This is a genomic window from Escherichia sp. MOD1-EC5433, assembly GCF_002966005.1.
In the GTDB taxonomy this organism is placed as follows: domain Bacteria; phylum Pseudomonadota; class Gammaproteobacteria; order Enterobacterales; family Enterobacteriaceae; genus Escherichia; species Escherichia ruysiae.
Genome location: NZ_PTRL01000010.1, coordinates 61,564 through 81,511 on the forward strand (window position 1 = coordinate 61,564; position 19,948 = coordinate 81,511).

General features: G+C 51.9%; 18 protein-coding genes. 5 read left to right on the plus strand and 13 right to left on the minus strand.

Annotated features, from left to right (window positions below):
• Positions 1 to 6 precede the first annotated feature (6 nt).
• Positions 7 to 4,467 carry a glutamate synthase large subunit gene (gene gltB / locus C3D30_RS18530; protein WP_105287238.1) on the minus strand — a complete coding sequence of 1,487 codons (4,461 nt, stop codon included), beginning with the start codon at positions 4,465 to 4,467 and terminating at the stop codon, positions 7 to 9.
• 675 nt (positions 4,468 to 5,142) lie between these two features.
• Between gltB and mnmL the strand changes: the two genes are divergently transcribed.
• The 4 genes from mnmL (at position 5,143) to mtgA (ending at position 10,112) form a co-directional block, all read left to right on the plus strand.
• Positions 5,143 to 6,072, plus strand: a complete 930-nt coding sequence (gene mnmL, locus C3D30_RS18540; RefSeq protein ID WP_105282885.1) for a tRNA modification radical SAM protein MnmL/YtqA — start codon at positions 5,143 to 5,145, stop codon at positions 6,070 to 6,072.
• A gap of 95 nt (positions 6,073 to 6,167) precedes the next feature.
• Positions 6,168 to 8,504 (plus strand): aerobic respiration two-component sensor histidine kinase ArcB, encoded by a 2,337-nt coding sequence (gene arcB, locus C3D30_RS18545; RefSeq protein ID WP_105287239.1) that lies wholly within the window; start codon positions 6,168 to 6,170, stop codon positions 8,502 to 8,504.
• 229 nt (positions 8,505 to 8,733) lie between these two features.
• On the plus strand, positions 8,734 to 9,387 hold the full coding sequence (elbB, locus tag C3D30_RS18550) for an isoprenoid biosynthesis glyoxalase ElbB (protein WP_010358121.1): 654 nt from the start codon (positions 8,734 to 8,736) through the stop codon (positions 9,385 to 9,387).
• On the plus strand, positions 9,384 to 10,112 hold the full coding sequence (mtgA, locus tag C3D30_RS18555) for a monofunctional biosynthetic peptidoglycan transglycosylase (RefSeq protein ID WP_000047058.1): 729 nt from the start codon (positions 9,384 to 9,386) through the stop codon (positions 10,110 to 10,112). The genes elbB and mtgA overlap by 4 nt, the downstream gene beginning before the upstream one ends.
• Here mtgA and yrbL read toward each other — a convergent pair.
• The 12 genes from yrbL to C3D30_RS18615 all read right to left on the minus strand — a co-directional run bounded on the left by yrbL (position 10,109) and on the right by C3D30_RS18615 (position 18,927).
• Positions 10,109 to 10,741 carry a PhoP regulatory network protein YrbL gene (gene yrbL, locus C3D30_RS18560; RefSeq protein ID WP_000620403.1) on the minus strand — a complete coding sequence of 211 codons (633 nt, stop codon included), beginning with the start codon at positions 10,739 to 10,741 and terminating at the stop codon, positions 10,109 to 10,111. The two genes, mtgA and yrbL, sit on opposite strands and share 4 nt — an antisense overlap.
• A gap of 222 nt (positions 10,742 to 10,963) precedes the next feature.
• Positions 10,964 to 11,236: a PTS phosphocarrier protein NPr gene (npr, locus tag C3D30_RS18565; RefSeq protein ID WP_000216791.1), complete on the minus strand. Its 273-nt coding sequence runs from the start codon at positions 11,234 to 11,236 to the stop codon at positions 10,964 to 10,966.
• Positions 11,233 to 12,087, minus strand: a complete 855-nt coding sequence (gene rapZ, locus C3D30_RS18570; protein WP_000243741.1) for an RNase adapter RapZ — start codon at positions 12,085 to 12,087, stop codon at positions 11,233 to 11,235. The genes npr and rapZ overlap by 4 nt, the downstream gene beginning before the upstream one ends.
• A 45-nt stretch (positions 12,088 to 12,132) precedes the next feature.
• Positions 12,133 to 12,624 (minus strand): PTS IIA-like nitrogen regulatory protein PtsN, encoded by a 492-nt coding sequence (ptsN, locus tag C3D30_RS18575; protein WP_000183676.1) that lies wholly within the window; start codon positions 12,622 to 12,624, stop codon positions 12,133 to 12,135.
• Between the two features lie 117 nt (positions 12,625 to 12,741).
• Complete coding sequence (gene hpf, locus C3D30_RS18580) at positions 12,742 to 13,029, minus strand: ribosome hibernation promoting factor (protein WP_001176602.1); 288 nt, start codon at positions 13,027 to 13,029, stop codon at positions 12,742 to 12,744.
• Between the two features lie 22 nt (positions 13,030 to 13,051).
• Positions 13,052 to 14,485 (minus strand): RNA polymerase factor sigma-54, encoded by a 1,434-nt coding sequence (gene rpoN / locus C3D30_RS18585; RefSeq protein WP_105287240.1) that lies wholly within the window; start codon positions 14,483 to 14,485, stop codon positions 13,052 to 13,054.
• Positions 14,486 to 14,532: 47 nt separating this feature from the next.
• Positions 14,533 to 15,258, minus strand: a complete 726-nt coding sequence (gene lptB / locus C3D30_RS18590; protein WP_000224099.1) for an LPS export ABC transporter ATP-binding protein — start codon at positions 15,256 to 15,258, stop codon at positions 14,533 to 14,535.
• A gap of 6 nt (positions 15,259 to 15,264) precedes the next feature.
• Entirely contained in the window at positions 15,265 to 15,822 is a 558-nt protein-coding gene (lptA, locus tag C3D30_RS18595; protein ID WP_000669785.1) for a lipopolysaccharide ABC transporter substrate-binding protein LptA, read from the minus strand.
• Positions 15,791 to 16,366: an LPS export ABC transporter periplasmic protein LptC gene (gene lptC / locus C3D30_RS18600; protein WP_000030542.1), complete on the minus strand. Its 576-nt coding sequence runs from the start codon at positions 16,364 to 16,366 to the stop codon at positions 15,791 to 15,793. The genes lptA and lptC overlap by 32 nt, the downstream gene beginning before the upstream one ends.
• Positions 16,363 to 16,929 carry a 3-deoxy-manno-octulosonate-8-phosphatase KdsC gene (gene kdsC, locus C3D30_RS18605; protein WP_105287241.1) on the minus strand — a complete coding sequence of 189 codons (567 nt, stop codon included), beginning with the start codon at positions 16,927 to 16,929 and terminating at the stop codon, positions 16,363 to 16,365. Before kdsC ends, lptC begins: the two co-directional genes overlap by 4 nt.
• A gap of 20 nt (positions 16,930 to 16,949) precedes the next feature.
• Entirely contained in the window at positions 16,950 to 17,936 is a 987-nt protein-coding gene (gene kdsD / locus C3D30_RS18610; protein WP_010346512.1) for an arabinose-5-phosphate isomerase KdsD, read from the minus strand.
• 13 nt (positions 17,937 to 17,949) lie between these two features.
• On the minus strand, positions 17,950 to 18,927 hold the full coding sequence (locus tag C3D30_RS18615; RefSeq protein ID WP_000922893.1) for a calcium/sodium antiporter: 978 nt from the start codon (positions 18,925 to 18,927) through the stop codon (positions 17,950 to 17,952).
• A gap of 208 nt (positions 18,928 to 19,135) precedes the next feature.
• Between C3D30_RS18615 and mlaF the strand changes: the two genes are divergently transcribed.
• Positions 19,136 to 19,945, plus strand: a complete 810-nt coding sequence (gene mlaF, locus C3D30_RS18620) for a phospholipid ABC transporter ATP-binding protein MlaF (protein WP_000438245.1) — start codon at positions 19,136 to 19,138, stop codon at positions 19,943 to 19,945.
• Positions 19,946 to 19,948 lie beyond the last annotated feature (3 nt).

The window sequence follows — 19,948 nt, forward strand, 5'->3', positions numbered from 1 at the left end:
TACCCCTTACTGCGCCTGCACGCGCAACTCTGCTGCGCTACGACTACGGTGACCCAGCAGTGCTTTTACATCACTGGACTTCGGTTTAACCAGCGCGAATTTAGTGGCGAAGGTTGACCAGTTAGCCAGAATTTCTTCGCCACGCTGGGAACCAGTATGCTGCACATGCTCGGTGATAAGACCACGCAGATGCTCTTCATGGATCGCCAGAGAGTCCACGCTTAAGACCTCCACCAGTTCCGGGTTAACGCGTTTGCGGAAATCACCACTTTCGTCGAGAACGTAAGCGAAGCCGCCAGTCATGCCCGCGCCGAAGTTAACGCCAGTTTTACCCAGAATACAGACGATACCGCCCGTCATATATTCACAGCCGTTGTCGCCAATACCTTCTACCACGGTAATAGCACCGGAGTTACGCACGCCAAAACGTTCACCCGCGCGGCCTGCGGCATACAGACGACCACCGGTCGCACCATACAGGCAGGTGTTGCCGATAATGCTTGCTTCATGGCTGCGGAAGGCCGAGCCAACCGGAGGACGAATGGCGATTAAGCCGCCCGCCATGCCTTTACCGACATAGTCGTTGGCATCACCCGTCAGATACAGCTCCACGCCGCCCGCGTTCCACACGCCGAAACTCTGGCCTGCGGTGCCGTTGAAGTACGCTTTGATTGGATCGGCAGCCAGTCCCTGATCGCCGTGCGTCTGGGCGATATAACCTGAAAGCGATGCGCCGACAGAACGGTCGGTGTTACGAATATCGAACCAGAAGGTTTTGCTCTGGCGCTCATCGACAAACGGTTTCGCCTGTTGCAGCAACTGCGCATTCAGCACGCCGTTATCGAACGGCGGGTTGTTTTCGGTGCAGTAGAGCGCCTTGCCAGCCTTAGGCTCGGCAGTCTCCAGCAGCTTCGATAGCGCCAGTTTTTGCTGTTTAGCGGTGAAACCGTCCAGCTCTTTCAGCAGGTCGGTGCGACCAATCAGATCCACCAGACGCGTTACCCCTAGCTGTGCCATCAGCTCGCGGGTTTCACGGGCGATAAATTCAAAGTAATTCGTCACCTTGAACGGCAGGCCGTGGTAGTGATTTTTACGCAGTTTTTCGTCCTGAGTTGCCACGCCGGTGGCGCAGTTGTTCAGATGGCAAATACGCAGATATTTACAGCCGAGCGCCACCATTGGGCCAGTGCCGAAACCGAAGCTTTCCGCGCCGAGGATGGCTGCTTTGATGATATCGACACCGGTTTTCAGGCCGCCATCAACCTGCAAACGGATCTTATGACGCAAGCCGTTGGCAACCAGCGCCTGTTGGGTTTCAACAAGCCCCAGCTCCCACGGGCAGCCTGCGTATTTCACCGATGAAAGCGGACTTGCGCCGGTGCCGCCGTCATAGCCTGCGATGGTGATCAAGTCCGCATAGGCTTTCGCCACGCCAGTCGCGATGGTGCCTACGCCCGGCTCAGACACCAGCTTCACGGAGATCATCGCTTTCGGGTTAACCTGTTTCAGGTCGAAAATCAGCTGCGCTAAATCCTCGATAGAGTAGATATCGTGGTGCGGTGGCGGGGAGATCAACGTTACGCCCGGCACGGAATAGCGCAGTTTGGCGATGTAAGGAGTGACTTTATCGCCCGGTAACTGACCTCCTTCACCCGGTTTCGCGCCCTGGGCGACTTTAATCTGAATGACGTCGGCATTGACCAGGTACGCCGGAGTAACACCGAAGCGACCGGAAGCCACCTGCTTGATGCGCGACACTTTGTTAGTGCCATAGCGCGCCGGGTCTTCACCACCTTCACCAGAGTTCGAGTTACCGCCGATGCTGTTCATCGCTTCCGCCAGCGCCTCGTGCGCCTCCGGGCTTAATGCGCCGATAGACATCGCGGCGGTATCGAAGCGTTTAAACAGTTCGCTTGCCGGTTCAACATCAGCAATGTTGACCGCTTCATCACCTGGAGTAATCGCCAGCAGATCGCGCAGCGTAGTAGCAGGACGCTCGTTAACCAGCTTCGCGTATTCCTGATAGTCGCTGTACTCGCCGCTCTGTACCGCCTGTTGCAACGTGCGCACTACGTCCGGGTTGTAGGCGTGGTATTCGCCGCCGTGCACATATTTCAGCAGGCCGCCCTGGCTGATGGGTTTACGCGCCAGCCAGGCACGTTTCGAGAGATTCAGCAGATCCTGCTGGAAGTCTTCAAAGCCTGCTCCGCCAATGCGGCTAACCACGCCCTGGAAGCACAGGCTCACAACGTCATCGTGCAGACCGACCGCCTCAAACAGTTTCGAGCAGCGGTAAGAGGCGATGGTGGAGATGCCCATTTTGGACATGATTTTGTACAAGCCTTTGTTGATGCCGTTACGGTAGTTGAGCATCACGGTACGATAATTTTTGGCAATCGCGTGGGTGTCAACCAGGCGACCCAGCGTTTCATAGGCAAGGTACGGATAAATAGCCGTCGCGCCGAAGCCCAGCAACACGGCGAAGTGGTGCGGGTCGCGGGCGCTGGCGGTTTCGACGATGATGTTGGCGTCGCAACGCAGGCTTTGATCGACCAGACGGGTCTGGATCGCGCCAACCGCCATCGGGGCCGGAACTGGCAGGCGATCTTTAGCGATATTCCGGTCGGAAAGCACCAGCAACACGGTGCCGCTACGCACCATTTTTTCGGCTTTATCGCACAGCTCTTTGACCGTCGCTTCGAGCGTGGTTTTGGTTACATCAAAGGTGATGTCCAGCGTATCTGCGCGGTAGTGCTCCTCTTTCATCGTCGTAAGTTGTTTGAAATCGGAGTAGAGCAGAATCGGCGATTTAAAGCTTAAACGGTGCGCCTGGCCTTCTGCTTCACAGAAGACGTTCATTTCACGACCGATGCTGGTGGCGAGCGACATAACATGCGCTTCACGCAGCGGGTCGATTGGCGGGTTAGTGACCTGGGCAAACTGCTGGCGGAAGTAGTCGTAAATAATGCGCGGCTGGCTGGAGAGTACGGCGAATGGGGTGTCGTCGCCCATCGAACCGACCGCTTCCTGGCCGTTTTCGCCCAGCACACGGATCACAGAGTCCAGTTCTTCCGCGCTGTAGTTAAACTGTTTCTGGTAGCTGGCAAGCGTGTCGTCGTCCAGTTCGCGGCTACCCACTTCTTCATCGGGCAAGTCTTCAAATGGCACCAGGCGGCGGACGTTTTTCTCCATCCACTCTTTATATGGATGGCGGCTTTTCAGATCGTCATCGGTTTCTGCCGAGTGCAGAATACGCCCACTGCGGGTGTCGATAACCATCAGTTCGCCTGGCCCGACGCGGCCTTTTTCGACCACTTCGTCAGGCTGGTAATCCCAGATACCGACTTCAGAGGCGCAGGTGATGAGCTTATCTTTGGTAATGACGTAGCGTGTCGGACGCAGACCGTTACGGTCGAGGTTACAGGCAGCGAAGCGACCATCGGACATCACGATGCCCGCCGGACCATCCCACGGTTCCATATGCATGGAGTTAAAGTCAAAGAAGGCACGCAGTTCCGGGTCCATATCCGGGTTGTTCTGCCAGGCGGGTGGTACTAATAGGCGCATGGCGCGGATGATATCCATCCCGCCTGCCAGCAGCAGTTCCAGCATGTTATCCATCGAACTGGAGTCAGAGCCGGTTTCGTTGACGAACGGTGCGGCGTCGTGCAGATCAGGGATAAGCGGCGTCTGGAATTTATAAGTACGGGCGCGCGCCCACTGACGGTTACCGGTGATAGTGTTGATTTCGCCGTTGTGCGCCAGATAGCGGAACGGCTGCGCCAGCGGCCAGCGCGGCACGGTGTTAGTGGAGAAGCGTTGATGGAACAGGCAGATAGCTGATTCCAGACGCAGATCAGCAAGATCCAGGTAAAAGCGCGGCAAATCCGCCGGCATACACAGACCTTTATAGATGTTGACCAGATTCGACAGGCTACAGACGTAGAAGTCTTTATCGGCCTCGAGACGTTTTTCAATGCGGCGACGGGCGATAAACAGACGGCGCTCCATATCGCGCGGACGCCAGCCTGCCGGGGCGTTCACAAAAATTTGCTCAATGCGCGGCAGCGAGGAGAGGGCGATTTCACCCAGCACACCTTCGTTGGTAGGGACATCACGCCAGCCGACAATCGACAAGGTTTCGCGTTGTAGCTCTTCTTCAACGATGCGGCGTGCGGCGGCGGCGAGTTCAGGATCTTTATTCAGGAAGATCATCCCGACGGCGTAGTTTTTCGCTAAACGCCAGCCGCGTTCCTGCGCAACGATGCGAAAAAAGCGATCCGGTTTTTGTAACAGCAGACCGCAACCGTCACCGGTTTTACCATCAGCGAGAATCGCGCCACGGTGCTGCATACGGGCCAGTGCGTGTATTGCAGTACGCACTACCTTGTGGCTAGGTTCGCCTTCTATGTGGGCGATCAGGCCGAAACCACAGTTATCCCTCTCAAGGGATTTATCGTACAACATATCGTGAACCTCCCCCAGGCTCTGCGGGAACCCCACTACCGAACCGCTGCGCACGGGCACAGAAAGAGCATGGCGACGGGGTTTGCGTTTCATACGCTTACCTCGCATTCGCCCCCTTTTTTGTCCTTTTCGCATCAGTTAATACGGTGAAGAGGGGAACTCAATTACTGCATAAATATGATGAGCAGGCTGCTCATCCAGAAAGCTTCCAGCGGATTTCCAACTTATCGGGAAAGCTGATACAGGTCAAATGGCAAGCTTATTGGTCTGGAAATGTGCTTTAGCGCAAAATTCTTTGTTAATTTATTGAATTTAAACTGAATTTGTTGTTCTTTATTAATGGGAGGGGAAAAAGGAAAACGTTGAGTGCCTGACTACTATAGCGGCGTGTTAACCCTTATCCTGCCTTGAATTGACGTATGAAGCAGTGTTTTATACTGCCTTAAGAGGAAAAGACATTTCATGCTACTGTTTTTGTTTAAAATCCATTAGCGGATAAAAAAATCCGACGCAAGATAAGCAAAAGTAATTTATGTGCTATTGCATTAAATTTCAGTAATTGTGATTTATTATGCAGTTGATATAAGCAGGCCGGGGCGATTGATCCAGGTCATCGCCGAATTGAGCTAAAAATGGCAGGCTTTGGCCTCTTTTCAAGGCGCGGTCTATCAGATTATGCAGTTACAGAAATTAGTCAATATGTTTGGTGGGGATCTTACCCGTCGTTACGGGCAAAAGGTGCATAAACTGACGCTGCATGGCGGTTTTAGCTGCCCGAATCGTGACGGAACCATCGGACGCGGCGGATGCACATTCTGTAATGTTGCTTCGTTTGCCGACGAAGCACAGCAGCATCGCTCCATTGCCGAACAACTGGCGCATCAGGCGAATCTGGTTAACCGCGCGAAACGCTATCTGGCCTACTTTCAGGCTTATACCAGCACCTTTGCGGAAGTTCAGGTGCTGCGTTCCATGTATCAACAGGCGGTGAGCCAGGCCAATATTGTCGGTTTGTGTGTTGGTACGCGCCCGGACTGCGTGCCGGATGCGGTGTTGGATCTGCTTTGTGAATATAAAGACCAGGGCTACGAAGTGTGGCTGGAGCTGGGCCTGCAAACCGCGCATGACAAAACGCTGCATCGCATCAATCGCGGACATGATTTTGCCTGCTATCAGCGCACGACCCAGCTGGCGCGTCAGCGTGGACTGAAGGTGTGTTCTCATTTAATTGTCGGCCTGCCTGGCGAAGGGCACGCGGAATGTTTGCAAACGCTGGAGCGAGTGGTTGAAACCGGCGTGGACGGCATAAAGCTTCATCCCCTGCATATCGTGAAAGGCAGTATTATGGCGAAAGCCTGGGAAGCGGGGCGTTTGAACGGTATTGAACTGGACGATTACACGCTGACGGCCGGAGAAATGATTCGCCATACGCCACCGGAGGTTATCTACCACCGAATTTCCGCCAGCGCCCGTCGCCCGACGCTACTTGCTCCGCTGTGGTGTGAGAATCGCTGGACGGGAATGGTCGAGCTGGATCGCTATCTGAATGAACATGGCGTACAGGGATCGGCGCTGGGACGTCCGTGGCTACCTCCAACGGCGTAGGCCATTGAGGGGAATTCCGCATTTCTCACACAATTTATAACGTAACTGTCAGAATTGGGTATTATTGGGGCAGGTTGTCGTGAAGGAATTCCCTAATGAAGCAAATTCGTCTGCTGGCGCAGTATTATGTTGACCTGATGATGAAGTTAGGTCTGGTGCGCTTCTCAATGTTGCTGGCGCTGGCCCTTGTCGTTCTCGCCATTGTGGTACAAATGGCGGTGACCATGGTGCTGCATGGTCAGGTCGAAAGCATTGATGTTATTCGCTCTATCTTCTTTGGTCTGCTGATTACGCCGTGGGCGGTCTACTTTCTTTCGGTGGTTGTAGAGCAACTGGAGGAGTCACGACAACGTCTGTCACGGTTGGTGCAAAAACTGGAGGAGATGCGTGAGCGCGATCTGAGCCTCAACGTTCAGTTAAAAGACAATATTACCCAGCTTAATCAGGAAATTGCCGTTCGTGAAAAAGCGGAAGCTGAATTGCAGGAAACCTTCGGTCAGCTGAAAATTGAAATCAAAGAGCGTGAAGAGACACAAATTCAGCTCGAACAGCAATCCTCTTTCTTACGTTCCTTCCTTGACGCCTCTCCAGACCTGGTTTTTTACCGTAACGAAGATAAAGAGTTTTCCGGCTGTAACCGCGCAATGGAATTGCTAACCGGGAAGAGCGAAAAACAACTGGTTCATCTGAAACCTGCTGATGTTTACTCACCGGAAGCCGCCGCGAAAGTCATTGAGACCGATGAAAAAGTGTTCCGTCATAATGTGTCACTGACCTATGAGCAGTGGCTGGATTATCCCGACGGACGCAAAGCCTGCTTTGAAATCCGTAAAGTGCCGTACTACGACCGCGTGGGTAAACGCCACGGTTTGATGGGGTTTGGTCGTGACATTACCGAGCGTAAGCGGTATCAGGATGCGCTCGAACGTGCCAGCCGCGACAAAACGACTTTTATCTCCACCATCAGTCACGAATTGCGTACACCGCTGAACGGTATCGTTGGTTTAAGCCGCATTCTGCTGGATACGGAACTCACTGCTGAGCAGGAAAAATATCTCAAAACCATCCATGTTTCCGCCGTCACTTTGGGGAATATTTTTAACGATATTATCGACATGGATAAGATGGAGCGGCGTAAAGTTCAGCTTGATAACCAGCCAGTTGATTTCACCAGTTTCCTTGCCGATCTGGAAAATCTCTCCGCATTGCAGGCGCAACAAAAAGGGCTGCGTTTTATTCTGGAACCGACGCTACCATTACCGCATCAGATCATTACCGACGGTACGCGTTTACGGCAGATCCTGTGGAATCTCATCAGTAACGCCGTCAAATTCACCCAGCAAGGGCAGGTTACCGTGCGCGTGCGCTACGATGAAGGCGACATGCTGCATTTTGAAGTGGAAGACTCCGGCATCGGTATTCCGCAGGATGAGCTGGATAAAATTTTTGCCATGTATTATCAGGTGAAAGACAGTCACGGTGGTAAACCTGCCACCGGCACCGGCATTGGCCTGGCGGTTTCTCGTCGGCTGGCGAAAAATATGGGCGGCGATATCACCGTCACCAGCGAACAGGGCAAGGGTTCTACCTTTAGGTTGACGATCCACGCACCGTCGGTGGCAGAAGAGGTCGATGACGCGTTTGACGAAGACGATATGCCTTTACCGGCGCTGAATGTGCTGCTGGTGGAAGACATTGAACTGAACGTTATTGTCGCGCGTTCTGTACTGGAAAAATTGGGTAACAGCGTTGATGTAGCAATGACCGGCAAGGCGGCGCTGGAGATGTTTAAACCAGGCGAATACGACCTGGTATTGCTGGATATTCAGTTGCCAGATATGACCGGGCTGGATATCTCTCGTGAACTGACGAAGCGTTATCCGCGCGAAGATTTACCGCCGCTGGTGGCTTTAACCGCCAATGTGCTGAAAGATAAACAAGAGTACCTCAATGCTGGAATGGATGATGTGCTGAGTAAGCCGCTTTCCGTACCGGCGCTAACCGCGATGATCAAGAAATTCTGGGATACCCAGGATGATGAGGAGAGCACGGTGACGACAGAAGAGAACAGCAAATCTGAAGCATTACTCGATATACCCATGCTGGAACAGTATCTCGAACTTGTAGGGTCGAAATTGATTACCGATGGACTGGCGGTGTTTGAGAAAATGATGCCGGGCTATGTGAGTGTACTGGAGTCGAACCTGACGGCGCAGGATAAAAAAGGCATCGTCGAGGAAGGGCATAAAATTAAAGGCGCGGCAGGTTCAGTGGGGTTACGCCATCTACAACAGCTGGGTCAGCAAATTCAGTCTCCCGACCTTCCTGCGTGGGAAGATAACGTAGGTGAATGGATTGAAGAGATGAAAGAAGAGTGGCGTCACGACGTAGACGTGCTGAAAGCGTGGGTGGCAAAAGCCACTAAAAAATGACCCCGGCTAGACCGGGGTGCGCGAATACTGCGCCAACACCAGGGAAATCTTGGCTGCGCCGTAAATTATTATGATGAGTTACAAGGGCACAGCACTGTTTTTCAGGCCGCACGCAGTTAAGATAGCAAATCTTAAATGATTTGTTACATGAATCAGTTAAATGTGTGATGCGTAGCATTTTTATTAAAAAGATTAATGTGTTTCAGTCAGTTGCGAAAGGATGATCACAATGAAGAAAATTGGCGTAGTTCTGAGCGGGTGCGGCGTCTATGACGGTTCTGAAATTCATGAAGCGGTGTTGACGTTGTTAGCTATTTCACGCAGCGGCGCGCAGGCGGTCTGCTTTGCGCCGGATAAGCAGCAGGTTGATGTCATCAACCATTTAACCGGCGAGGCGATGGCGGAATCGCGCAATGTGCTGATTGAAGCCGCGCGTATTGCGCGTGGTGAGATCCGTCCTCTGGCTCAGGCCGATGCTGCCGAACTGGATGCGTTGATTGTGCCGGGTGGCTTTGGCGCGGCGAAGAATTTAAGCAATTTTGCCAGCCTTGGCAGTGAATGCACCGTTGATCGTGAATTAAAGGCGTTGGCGCAAGCGATGCATCAGGCCGGTAAACCGCTTGGTTTTATGTGTATTGCCCCGGCGATGCTGCCGAAAATTTTCGATTTCCCGCTGCGTTTGACCATCGGTACTGATATCGATACCGCAGAAGTGCTGGAAGCGATGGGCGCGGAGCATGTGCCATGTCCGGTCGATGATATCGTTGTTGATGAAGACAATAAGATTGTCACTACACCGGCTTATATGTTGGCACAGAACATTGCGGAAGCAGCGAACGGCATTGATAAGTTGGTTTCTCGCGTGCTGGTTCTGGCTGAATGAGTAAAAGCCGCTTAACGGCGTTCGGTTTCGTTCGTCGTTTTCTTCTGCGGTTAGTGGTTGTCCTCGCCGTTTTATGGGGCGGGGGCATCGCGTTGTTTAGCATAGCGCCCGTTCCGTTCTCAGCGGTAATGGTCGAGCGACAGGTCAGTGCATGGCTACATGGTAATTTTCGTTACGTGGCACATTCTGACTGGGTCAGTATGGATCAAATATCGCCGTGGATGGGACTGGCGGTGATTGCCGCAGAAGATCAGAAATTCCCTGAGCACTGGGGCTTTGATGTCGCTTCCATTGAGAAAGCTCTGGCGCACAACGAGCGTAATGAAAATCGTATTCGCGGCGCATCAACGCTTTCCCAGCAGACAGCCAAAAACCTCTTTTTATGGGATGGGCGTAGCTGGATACGTAAAGGGCTGGAAGCAGGTCTGACATTGGGGATAGAAACGGTCTGGAGCAAAAAACGCATCCTGACGGTTTATCTGAATATTGCCGAATTTGGCGATGGTGTGTTTGGTGTTGAAGCCGCAGCGCAACGCTATTTCCATAAACCCGCGAGCAAACTCACTCAGTCGGAGGCTGCCTTACTGGCAGCAGTACTTCCGAACCCACTACGCTTTAAAGCTTCCGCACCCTCAGGCTACGTGCGTAGCCGTCAGGCGTGGATTTTACGGCAGATGCATCAGTTGGGCGGTGAATCTTTTATGCGGCAACATCAACTGGATTAAGCTTCGCGCGAGGTGAGGGAGAGTTTCTTGTTCTCACTGAGTTGTGCGTCTTTCTTCAGGGCAACCGATAACGCGGGTTGAGCGATAAAACGTTGCCACAATCGCTCTTGTTTACGTAAACAACACCACTTCGACCAGGTCGCTAACGGAATCCACGTGCTTTCACCAATGTTGTCACAGACGACGGGAATAATTTCTGACTCGCTGATGCGGTGACAAAGAATATTCTGCGGCTTCAGCGACATTGTCACGATGCGGTTATCCTGCAAATAACGCTTCAGCTGTTTCAGTAGCTGGCGCAGTTGCGCGATATCTTCTTCGTAACGGCATTGTTCAGCAAATTCGGTCAATGTAATAGACGGTTTGCCATCAAAATCGGCAATGACATCGTAGACATAACCGGTCCCGCAATCAGTCTCAACCGTACCGTGATAGCGTGGAATACCGCTCCAGTCTTTTAACCGACGACCAAGATGCGCGTAGTACTTTAACTCACGGCGGATCTCTTTATCACCACCGTCGCCACGGTGATAGACAATCTTGATACAGCGTTGGGCATCTTCCGGATGCGCGTAACATTTCCGATGTCTTCCGGTGCCCAGGGGACTTTGTTCAGATAAGCGAATCATGCCATCTCCTGGAAATATTTTCTGACAGTCTCCAGTATGAGGGCTTAACTTAAACAAAACCTAAACAAGGCTTTTTAAGGTTTTCTTAAGGTTTTGTACGCACAGAAAAGAGCACAAAATGTACAAGCCGCGAAAAATGAGGACATTTTCCGCTTGTACATTTTTCACCCTTAAGGGCTGAAGGTGTGTATCCGGGGGAATTAAGCGTCAGGGTTATGAAGATTAATCTTCATCAAAACCAGAGTTAAAGAGGGCGATAACGGCGGCCAGTGCTTCCTCTTCCTGTGGTCCGGTCGCTTCAACTTCAATCTGCCGTCCTTTGGCAGAATCCAACATCAGCAGCGCAATAACGCTGTTGGCTTCAGCCTCGGTGCCTTCGTCATTACGTAACAGCACTTCAGCGTCAAAACCCTGCATTAATTCAAAGAGTTTCATGGCAGGCCGGGCATGCATGCCCAGCTTGTTTGTGATTTCAACAGTTTGCTTGACGGTCATGGTTTACGTTTTTCCAGCGTACGATGGCGTGACTGGACGTTTTTACCGCGCGAGCGGAAGTAGTCTGCCAGTTGCTCTGCAATATACACCGAACGGTGCTTCCCGCCGGTACAACCAATGGCGACCGTCAGGTAGCTACGGTTGTTGGTTTCCAGCATAGGTAACCATAGCTCAAGGTAGCTTCGCGTCTGGTAGATAAAATTGTGTACTTCTGTGTGGCGGTCGAGGAACGCGGCGACAGGTTTATCAAGACCTGTCATTGGACGCAGTTTCGGGTCCCAGTGCGGGTTCGGCAAGAAGCGCACATCAAAGACGTAATCTGCATCAATAGGAATGCCGTGTTTGAAGCCGAAGGACTCAAAGACCATCGTCAGTTCACGCTCGCGTTTACCCAGCAAACGGGTACGCAACATTTCTGCCAACTCGTGAACGGACATTTCTGAGGTATCGACAATTAAATCTGCCCGCGAACGCAGTGGCTCCAGCAGATCGCTTTCTTTGTCGATAGCACTTTCCAGCGACAGGTTCTTGCTGGAGAGCGGATGCAGGCGGCGCGTATCACTGTAACGACGAATCAGGGTGTTACGATCGGCATCCAGGAACAGCAGTTGCGGTGAGAAAGCATCAGGCAGGTTACTCATCGCCTGTTCGAATATTTCTGGTGACTCCGGCATATTACGAACATCAATGCTGACGGCGGCAGAAATCTCGCGATCGGCGAGCGTGCGAGCCAGATCGGGTAACAGCACTACGGGAAGGTTATCCACGCAGTAAAAACCCATATCTTCCAGCGCACGAAGGGCGACAGATTTACCTGAGCCTGAACGTCCGCTGACGATCATCAGTACCATGTACTGTTTCTCCTCACAACGTCTAAAAGAGACATTACAGAATAACTACGCTTCATCCGGAGTACCTTCGGTATCCGTAATGATTTGATACAGCTCTTCATCACTCTGGGCTGCGCGTAAACGGCGGCAGATAGTTTTGTCTGCCAGACGTTTCGCCACCAGCGAAAGAGTATGCAGGTGCGTTTTGGTTTGGTCAGCCGGCACCAGCAGGGCAAAAAGTAAGTCCACCGGTTGGTTGTCGATGGCATCGAAAGCTATAGGCGTTTCGAGCTGAACGAAAACACCAACGGCACGCAGAGTATCTTCTTCCAGTTTGCCATGCGGAATGGCAATGCCATTACCGATACCGGTACTGCCCATTTTTTCCCGCGTCAGAATAGCTTCAAAAACCACCTGAGGCGGCAGGCTGAGTTGTTTCGCAGCCAGTTCGCTGATAATTTCCAGTGCACGTTTTTTGCTCTGACAGTGGACGCGGCTTCGCGTACATTCCCTGTTAAGAACACTGCTAAGCTGTAGAGTTGTATCATTATTTGTCATAATTTCACCTAAGAACCTGACCACTCGAATCGTGGGACAGGTTCGGAGCATTAACCGTACAAATGGCCCGTTGTGTCGCACAACAGGCCGCCATGCACTTGCTAATTGCCCGGACAATTAGTGTTGTTTCAATTTATCTTTATGCTTGGTCAACTGGCGTGCCAGCTTATCGATTAAGCCATCAATGGCAGCGTACATGTCCTGACCTTCCGCGCTGGCATGAATCTCGCCACCGTTTACATGCAGTGTTGCATCTGAGGTATGGGTGACTTTCTCCACTTTCAGAACAACATAGACCTGGTTGATTCGGTCAAAATATTGCTCAAGTTTGGCAAATTTTGATGTGACAAATTCGCGCAGGGCCTCGGTGATCTCGACGTTATTTCCGGTAATGTTGAGCTGCATAGTGTCTTCCTTATCGGTTGGGTCAAACGAGCTGTTTACGCTGGTTTGACGGCGGAATGGATAAAGACTCTCGGTATTTCGCAACAGTGCGGCGTGCCACCATGATACCTTGTTCCGACAGCAAAGAGGTTAACTTGCTGTCGCTCAACGGTTTCGCTGGGTTTTCCGCCGCGATTAATTTCTTCACCAGCGCACGAATCGCCGTGGACGAGGCTTCGCCGCCGCCCTCGGTATTGACGTGACTGGAGAAAAAATACTTCAGTTCAAAAATGCCTCGTGGACTATGCAGGTACTTTTGCGTGGTCACGCGAGATATCGTCGATTCATGCATTTCGACAGCCTGGGCGATATCGGCCAGTACCATCGGTTTCATATATTCTTCGCCTTGCTCAAAGAAGGCTTGCTGCTGTTCAACAATACAGCGACTCACGCGCAGTAGCGTATCGTTACGACTTTCCAGACTCTTAATCAACCATTTGGCATCCTGCAGATTGCTGCGGATAAACTGGCTGTCGCCATCGTTACGTGTGTTATTACACATCGAGGCATAGTGCTGGTTGATTTGCAGACGCGGAATGCTGTCACTGTTGAGTTCTACCGTCCAGTGACCGTTATGCTTACGCACCAGCACATCTGGAATGACATACTCAGGTTCGCCAGTCTGGATCGACTGCCCGGGGCGCGGATCGAGTGACTGGATCAGATTGACGGCTTCTTTCAGCACATCTTCTTTTAGACGAGTTACGCGCATTAGTGTGCGGAAGTCGTGATTCGCCAGTAGATCAAGATGATTGCTAATGATCAGTCGAGCTTCTTCCAGCCACGGCGTCGTTTTGTCGAATTGGGAGAGTTGGATCAGCAGGCAGTCGCGCAGATCTTTCGCCGCTACACCGACCGGGTCAAACCGTTGGATCCGCTTGAGGACCGCTTCAACTTCATCGATGTCGATCTCTTCATCGCCCATGCTTTCGAGAATATCTTCCAGTGGGACGGTGAGATAACCGGTATCATCAACGGCATCAACGATGGAGGTGGCGATAGCGCGGTCAGTGTCGGAAAACGGCGTCAGTTCGACCTGCCACATCAGATAATCCTGCAAGGTCTGCGTCGTTTCGCCTTGATAGACTGGCAGTTCGTCGTCAATGTAGTCACCGCTGGTGCCGGACGGCGTACCGGCAGTGTAGATGGTGTCCCAACTGGCATCGAGCGGCAGTTCTTCCGGCATCTCTTTTTGTTCGAGCGCGTCAGCGGTGTCCAGCGTTTCGCTGTCTGGCGTTTCGTGAGTGTCGATTTCATCATGAGTGTCGATTTGCTCAAGCAGTGGATTACTCTCCAGCGCCTGCTGCAGCTCCTGTTGAAGTTCCAGCGTGGACAGCTGCAACAGACGAATTGCCTGTTGTAGCTGAGGCGTCATCGCCAGTTGCTGACTAAGCCTGAGTTGCAAACCTTGCTTCATGTTCAGAATCGTACTCTCCTGCTAAAACGTCGCGAGCTTCTACCCTATCAGAGTCTGAAGTCTTCCCCAAGGTATACACGCTTAACATGTTCGTCTTGTAAGATTTCTGTAGGTGTGCCGTGGGCGATCAAATGCCCCTGACTGACGATATAAGCGCGTTCACAAACTGCCAGTGTTTCACGCACGTTATGGTCAGTGATCAGCACACCCAGGCCGCTGTCGCGCAGGTGCTCAATGATGCGTTTGATGTCGATAACCGAGATCGGGTCAACCCCGGCAAACGGTTCATCAAGCAGAATAAATTTCGGATTCGCAGCCAGTGCGCGGGCAATTTCTACACGGCGACGTTCACCACCGGAGAGCGATTGCCCCATGCTGTCACGCAGGTGCTCAATGTGAAACTCTTCCATCAGCTCGTTCGCGCGGTCTTCACGTTGTTCAGCAGACAAGTCGTCACGAATTTGCAGTACCGCCATCAGGTTATCGTAAACGCTGAGGCGGCGGAAAATGGAGGCTTCCTGCGGCAGATAGCCGATACCACGGCGCGCGCGCGCGTGTAATGGCAGCAGACTGATATCGTCATCATCAATAATGATGTTGCCTGCATCGCGCGGCACAATGCCAACAACCATGTAGAAAGTGGTGGTCTTACCGGCACCGTTTGGCCCCAGCAGACCAACAATTTCCCCGGAGTTGACGGTCAGACTGACGTCTTCCACCACGCGGCGACCCTTGTAGGCTTTTGCAAGGTTCTTTGCTGTTAATGTTGCCATAACGAATTAATTACCTTTCTTCTGTGCCGGGGTCTGGCCTTTGTTGTTTTTATCCTGCAACTGCGACGGCACCAGAACGGTGGTTACGCGCTTACCTTTATCGCTGAAAGCCTGCATTTTCTGCTCTTTCACCAGATAAGTGATTTTATCGCCCTTTATATTGCTATCGACCTGCTGCAGATAAGCATTACCGGTCAGAACGACAAAATCTTTCGCCAGTTCGTAATGCATCTGGGAAGCGTGACCTTCGACAGGTTTACCGTTGTCCTGCATCTGATAGAACGTCGCTGGCTTACCGTAGCCATCGATCACTTCTTTGCCCTGCTCGCCGCCCGGACGGGTAACGACCACTTTATCGGCATTAATTTTGATGGTGCCCTGGGTAACAATGACGTTACCCGTGAAGGTGACCACGTTGCCTTGCATATCAAGAGATTGCTGATCCGATTCAATGTGAATCGGCTGGTCAGTGTCTCCGGTAACGGCAAATGCCGGAATACTGGCGGCCAGAAGTGAGCTGGCAAGCACAAGATTAAGGCTGAGTTTGTTTGTTTTGAATTTCATAGGATGTTCTAACCTTTTCAATCAGCTCGGCGTTCTTGCTGCGTAAGTTGCCGCGCATTTTCAGACCGCTGGAGTTAAATGTTGTTCCGTATAACGTGACGAGGTCTTCAGAGGTAACATCCTGCGTCACCAGATTGATCTGCGCGTTATCCGTCGTGATTCTGCGAAGTTGAGAGTCCGGCACGAGTGCGTTGACTTCAACGTGTCCATATAAATAGAGCATCCGATCATTGGTCAGCTTGGCTTTATCCGCTTTTACGGACCATGTCGGGATTTTATCCTTATCAAACGTAGTAAGTACCGGTTGCGTAAACCACGAAACGGCCTGATCGGAATAATATTCAACGTGTTGAGCAATCAATCGATAGCTTAGCGCCCCTTCTGGGTTATAGACGAGCGTGTCCGTATGCTCGCTTTTATAGGTGGGATCATTGTTGTTGACGACCACCTGGGCGGTATCGTCTTTCTCGGTCATGTTAATACCGATCATCACCAGAACCGCCAGTGATAGCACAATGATAACCCAACGTCTGGCTTTACTCATATCGATTGCCCTTTGGCTTCATCCAGTTTGCCCTGCGCCAGGAGTAATAAGTCGCAAACTTCACGCACTGCGCCACGACCGCCAGCAATGCGAGTCACGTAATCGGCGCGCGGAAGCAACAGCGGATGCGCATCGGCCACGGCTACGCTTAGGCCCACTTTTTCCATTACCGGCCAGTCGATGAGATCATCCCCAACGTAAGCCACGTTTTCCGGGGCGATCGCCAGTTTTTCCAGTAGATCGCTAAAGGCGATAAGTTTATTCGACTGCCCCTGATACAAGTGAGTAATCCCCAATGTGGCACAGCGATCTTCTACCAGTTTAGCCTTTCGCCCGGTAATGATGGCGACTTCAATATCAGAGGTGAGCGCACAACGAATGCCATAACCATCACGAACATTGAACGCTTTAAGTTCTTCGCCGTTGTTGCCCATATAAATCAGGCCATCTGACAGCACGCCATCGACGTCAAGGATCAGCAGACGAATATTTTCTGCTTTTGCCATAACGCCGGCGCTGACAGGGCCGTAACAGGTCTCAAGTGACGCACCTGCTTTATTCATTGTTGTTTATCCTTGAATCTTTACACTACGCCAGCACGCAGTAAATCATGCATATGTAACACACCGAGTAAATGGTCGCCATCGGCAACCATTACGGAGGTGATATGGCGGGACTGCATTAAGTTCAGTGCCTCAACGGCCAGAATGCCAGGGCGTACGCGAATTCCCCCCGGCGTCATCACATCGGCAATACTTAATTGACGGACATCTACGCCCATATCGAAGACACGGCGTAAATCACCGTCGGTAAAGATGCCTTCAATCATCATATTGTCATCGCAAATGACGGTCATACCAAGATTTTTGCGGGTAACTTCCAGTAATGCATCGCGCAGGCTGGCGGTTTTTTTAACATGCGGGATCTCATCACCCGTATGCATAATATCGTTTACGCGCAGCAGAAGTTTACGACCCAGTGCGCCGCCGGGATGTGAGAGCGCAAAATCTTCGGCGGTAAAGCCGCGCGCTTTTAACAGCGCGACGGCGAGCGCATCGCCCATAACCAGCGTGGCGGTGGTGCTGCTGGTCGGTGCCAGCCCCAACGGACAGGCTTCTTTCGCTACTTTAACACACAGATGCACGTCTGCGGCGCGCGCCATGCTGCTCTCCGGGCGACCGGTAATGCAGATTAACGGCACGTGAAGACGCTTAAGTACCGGAATCAAGGCATTGATTTCGCTGGATTCACCAGAGTTAGAGATAGCAATTACCACATCCTGCGGGGTGACCATGCCTAAATCGCCATGCGCGGCTTCGCCAGGATGGACGAAAAATGACGGAGTACCGGTGCTGGCAAAGGTCGCGGCCATTTTGCGTCCAATGTGTCCCGATTTGCCCATCCCCATAACCACGACTTTGCCTTTACACCAAAACATCTTTTCGCAAGCGAGCGCGAAATTCTGATTGATGTATTGATCAAGCTCCGCCAGGCATTCACGTTCAATCGCCAGGACTTCTTTACCTGCTTGCTGAAAGTCAAAACCCGGTTGCAACTCTACGTGCGACATAATGCGTTTCCAGTTATTCAACGAGTATTGGCGATAACCAGTACAACATCGCCAGCCATACGATAAATCCGCCTGTTAATAATACCCCTACGCCACGGCCCGGTTGCGGGGAGCGTCGCCAGCACAGCAACGCAAAAATAATGCTTACCAACAACATCACGCTGTAGTCACGGCTGTACGCCAGTGGGTTAACCTCCCCTGGCGTAATCAGCGCCGGCAGACCCAGTACGATGACGATATTAAAAATATTCGCGCCAATGATATTACCGATGGCGATGTCGTTTTCACCTTTGCGAACACCGGCTATCGCGGTTGCCAGTTCTGGCAGACTAGTGCCGATAGCGATTGCCGTCAGACCAATAGTCAATTCGCTGATGGCAAAGTAATTCGCCAGTACGGTGGCGTTATCAATCACCATCCGCGTAGCCACTGGCATGATGATCAGCGCAATGCCAAGCCATAAAAATGCGACGGGTAAACCGCCTTCACGCGGTAGCTCTGCAAGCTGCTCTCTGGTCAGGCTATCGGTTCCCTGACGTTCGGCCTGATGTGCAAGTTTAACAATGAACAGCAGCCATAGCACAGCCAGAAAAAGGAGAAAGATACCATCGCTGCGACTAAGTTGTCCGTCATAGAGTACGGAACCGGCTACCACGCTGACGAATAACATTAATGGTAACTCGCGGCGTAGAACATCGGAATGGACGGTAAAAGGGCGCACCAGTGCGGTCAGACCTAGGATCAGCAAGATATTGATAATGTTTGAGCCAAGCGCCGTGCCGACGGCTAAATCGCGTTGTTCGTGCAGCGACGCGGCAAGCGAAACAATAATTTCTGGGAGTGACGTGCCAATACTGACCACAGTCATGCCAATGATCAGCGGAGGGATGCCAAAAGTGCGGCAAAGAATGGAAGCGGCAAATACCAGACGATCGGCACTGTATACGACCAAAAGTAAACCAACAATTAACAGTGCCGTAGCTAAAAGCATCTAACGTCCTTTCTTCAGGTATACTCGCCGGTCGCTGAAGATTCTCAGAAAGCCGTAACGGATTCTTAATTTTGACTTTATGCGGCTAAAAAGTAAAACAAATGCCAGCTTTAGCTAACCACGGCGGGTAATATTCTGTAAATATGTTGGGTTCAAGGTTAAATTGAGCGCCATGCTTAGAAAATCAACGCAAGACGAAGGGTGAATTATGGAGCAGTCTGTGGCGAATTTAGTCGATATGCGCGATGTCAGTTTTACGCGTGGCAATCGCTGCATCTTCGATAATATTTCCCTGACCGTGCCGCGAGGGAAGATCACGGCAATCATGGGGCCATCGGGCATCGGTAAAACGACGCTACTCCGTCTGATTGGCGGGCAAATCGCACCAGATCACGGTGAGATCCTTTTTGATGGCGAGAATATTCCGGCGATGTCTCGTTCGCGCCTGTACACTGTGCGCAAACGGATGAGCATGTTGTTTCAGTCCGGGGCGTTGTTCACAGATATGAACGTATTTGACAACGTGGCCTATCCACTGCGCGAACATACCCAGCTCCCCGCGCCATTGTTGCATAGCACGGTGATGATGAAGCTGGAAGCTGTAGGGCTGCGTGGAGCGGCGAAACTTATGCCTTCTGAACTTTCCGGCGGGATGGCTCGTCGCGCTGCACTGGCGCGTGCGATTGCCCTGGAGCCGGATCTCATCATGTTTGATGAACCGTTTGTTGGGCAGGATCCGATCACTATGGGCGTACTGGTGAAGCTGATTTCTGAGCTGAACAGCGCGTTGGGCGTGACCTGCGTGGTAGTTTCTCATGATGTGCCGGAAGTCTTAAGTATTGCTGATCACGCCTGGATTCTGGCGGATAAAAAAATTGTCGCTCACGGTAGCGCCCAGGCGTTGCAGGCGAATCCTGATCCGCGCGTACGTCAGTTTCTGGACGGGATAGCTGACGGACCTGTTCCGTTCCGCTATCCTGCCGGCGATTATCACGCTGATCTTTTACCAGGGAGTTAAGCC